This window comes from Kitasatospora sp. NPDC034533 (assembly GCF_055575155.1).
In genome coordinates, this window is record NZ_JBVITE010000148.1 from 1 (window position 1) to 2,831 (window position 2,831).

Sequence of the window (2,831 nt, forward strand, 5' to 3'; positions counted from 1 at the left end):
GTCCTTGGGCTCCCCCCCTTTGGGGGGGGCCGGGGGGGGGCGTGGTGGCCCCGCCCCCCCCCCCCCCCGCCGTCCGTCGTCCGCCGCACCCCCGCCGTCCGTCGGCGGTCGACCGGGCCGGGCGGCCCGGAACGGGTCGTCAGATCGGTCGCCCGCGCAGCCGGGTCGCCGCGAAGCCGACGACGCCGGCCAGGACGGGGGCGGGCAGGTCGGCCCAGGTGAGCGGCACGGTGTCGAGCAGGTCGCGGAGGAAGGGCAGGTAGAGGGCCGCCGCCGCGAGCGCGGCGGAGGCGAGGACGGCCAGCGGGAGGAACGGGTTCGCGCGGGTCAGCAGCCGCTCGCGCAGTCCCAGGACGGAGCCGAGCTGGCCCGCCAGCAGGGCGAGGAACAGGACGGTCTGCCAGGGGCGGTCGCCGCCGCGCGCCCACAGGGCCGCGCCGAGCGCGGAGGCCGTGAGGGCCAGGCCGAGCAGCAGCACCCGCTGCCACACGCCGGAGCCCAGGACGTGCTGGTCAGGCGGGCGCGGCGGCCGGGCCATCGCGCCCGGGGAGACCGGCTCGGCGCCCATCGCCACGCCGGTGAGGCCGTGGGTGAGCAGGTTGATCCAGAGGATCTGGCCCGCGCGCAGGGGCAGGGCGAAGCCGAACAGCGGGCCGGCCAGCATCACCAGGATCTCGGCCGCGCCGCCGGCCAGACCGAACACCAGGAAGCGCCGGATGTTGTCGTAGACCCGGCGGCCCTCCTCCACCGCGCCGACCACGGTGGCGAGCTCGTCGTCGGCGAGCACCAGGTCGGCGGCCTGGCGGGCGACCTCGGTGCCGCGCCGGCCCATGGCCACGCCGATGTCCGCCCGCCGCAGCGCGGGGCCGTCGTTGACGCCGTCGCCGGTCATCGCCGTGACGGCGCCGCGGGTGCGCCAGGCCTGGACGATGTCGAGCTTCTGCCGGGGGTCGGTGCGGGCGAACACCCGGGCGCTGGTCGGATCGGGGACCTCGCCGGTGACGAGGTCGCGTCCGGTCGCCACCGCCCCGGCTCCGGCGGACGGCTCCAGCAGCCCGACCCGGACGGCGAGGGCGCGGGCGGTGGCCGGGTGGTCGCCGGTGATCAGCACCGGCAGGATGCCGGCCCGGCGGCAGGCGGCCAGGGTGGTGGCCGCGGAGGGCTTGGGCGGGTCGGCCATCGCGGTCAGCCCGAGCAGGCGCAGCCCGTGCTCGGCCGCCTCGGGCGGATCGGGGACGTGGTCGAGGTCCCGCCGGGCCACGGCGAGCACCCGGTAGCCCTCGGCGGCGAGTGCGGCGGCCGCCTGCCGGGCGCGTTCCAGCAGCTCCGGGGGCTCGGCGAGGACGAGGGGGGCGAGGACGGCCTCCGGGGCGCCCTTGAGGCAGACCAGGAGGGTTCCGCCCGGCCCGCGGTGGATGGTGCTCATCCGCTTGCGGGTGCTGTCGAACGGGGTCTCGGCGACCCGGGGGAGGCGGGCCCGCAGCCGGTCGTGGTCCAGCCCGGCCTTGGCGGCGGCGGTCAGCAGGGCGGCCTCGGTGGGGTCGCCGACCGCCCGCCACTCCGGATCCCCGGGCGTCGGCGGGCGCAGCGCCGCGTCGTTGCACAGCACGGCGGCGGTGAGCAGCCACTGCGCCTCGTCGCTTGCGGGCCCGTCGCTCGCGGGCTCGTCGGGCTGGACGTCGCGGTCGGGCTCGTCCGGCCGGACCTCGCCGTCGGGCCCGTACCCGAGGCCGGTCACGGTGGCGGTGGAGTGCGGGGTCCAGAGGCGCTCGACCACCATCCGGCCCTCGGTGAGGGTGCCGGTCTTGTCGGTGGCCAGCACGGTGACCGAGCCGAGCGTCTCCACGGCGGGCAGCCGCCGGACGACGGCGCGGCGGGCGGCCATCCGTCGGGCGCCGAGGGCGAGGGCGAGGGTGACGACGGCGGGCAGCGACTCCGGTACGGCGGCGACCGCCAGGCTGATCGCCGTCACCGCCATCTCACCGGGCGGCTGGTGCCGGAGCAGGCCGAGCACGAAGACGAGCACGCACAGGCCGACGGCCACCGCGGCCAGCACCCGGCCGAGTCCGGCCAGCCGCCGCTGGAGCGGGGTCGGCTCGGGCCGCGGCCGCAGCAGGCCGGCGATCCGGCCGAGCGCGCTGTCCGCGCCGGTGGCGGTGACCTCGGCCAGGGCCCGGCCGCGCAGGACGACGGTGCCCGCCCGGAGCACGGCGTCGCCCGGCGCCCCGTCGGTTTCCTTGGCCACCGGGAGCGATTCGCCGGTCAGCATCGACTCATCGAGCAGCAGGGCGGCGGCCTCCAGGAGCCGGGCGTCGGCCGGCACGATGTCGCCCTCGGCGAGTTCGACCACGTCGCCCGGGACGACCTCGGCCGAGGGCACCTTGTGCGGCTCGCCGTCCCGGACCACCCGGGCCGCGGGCGCGGAGAGCCGGGAGAGCGCCGCGACGGCGCTCTCCGCCCGGACCTCCTGGACGACGCCCACGGTGGTGTTGACCACGATCACCAGCGCGATGACCACCGCGTCGGGGTGGTCGCCGATGGCCAGCGTCAGCGCGACCGCCGCGATCAGCACGGTGATCAGCGGGTCCCGCAGCTGGGCGGCCACCCGGGCCCACAGCGGCACCCGACGCTCGGCGGCCACCTCGTTGCGGCCGTGCTCGGAGAGCAGCCGGGCGGCCTCGGCTCCGGTCAGTCCACGGGCCCCGGGGTCGGTGGAGACGGTCACGGCGGTGGCCCGTCAGTCGGTCCTACGTTGTTGATGGGTTGGACGGGCCAGTCGTATGGTCCTGAGGCCCAGAGACGCCGGGTATGGCTTTCAGTCGGTTGCCCTC

1 protein-coding gene is annotated in these 2,831 nt (G+C 77.8%); it reads right to left on the reverse strand.

The features are described from left to right. Window positions 1–139: 139 nt before the first annotated feature. Window positions 140–2,725, reverse strand: a complete 2,586-nt coding sequence (locus ACZ55U_RS38925; RefSeq protein ID WP_465534352.1) for a cation-translocating P-type ATPase — start codon at window positions 2,723–2,725, stop codon at window positions 140–142. Between the last annotated feature and the right edge of the window lie 106 nt (window positions 2,726–2,831).